Annotated in this window: 1 protein-coding gene; it reads left to right on the forward strand. The window is 66.8% G+C overall.

Features of this window, described 5'->3' with window-relative positions:
* A partial coding sequence (locus tag ACMUVN_RS33295) for an electron transfer flavoprotein subunit alpha/FixB family protein (protein WP_414816055.1) occupies positions 1 to 376 on the forward strand: 376 nt, incomplete at both ends.

The raw sequence follows: 376 nt of genomic DNA on the forward strand, positions 1-376 counted from the left end.
CGCCTCCTTCGTCTCTGCAGCCGAAGGCGGCTCCGCGCCGATCGAGACGGTTGCAGCGGTTTCCGATCCCGCTCTGTCGCGCTTCGTCGCCGATGCGCTGTCGGCCTCCGATCGTCCGGAACTGACCTCGGCGAAGATCATCATCTCAGGCGGCCGGGCGCTGGGTTCGGCGGAAAAATTCCGGGAGGTCATCCTGCCGCTCGCCGACAAGCTCGGGGCTGCCGTCGGGGCAAGCCGTGCGGCCGTCGATGCCGGTTATGCGCCGAACGACTGGCAGGTCGGCCAGACCGGCAAGGTGGTGGCGCCGCAGCTCTATATCGCCTGCGGCATATCAGGCGCCATCCAGCATCTGGCCGGGATGAAGGATAGTAAGGTG

Origin of the sequence: Rhizobium sp. IY2, assembly GCF_047532935.1 — a bacterium.
GTDB lineage: Bacteria > Pseudomonadota > Alphaproteobacteria > Rhizobiales > Rhizobiaceae > Rhizobium > Rhizobium anhuiense.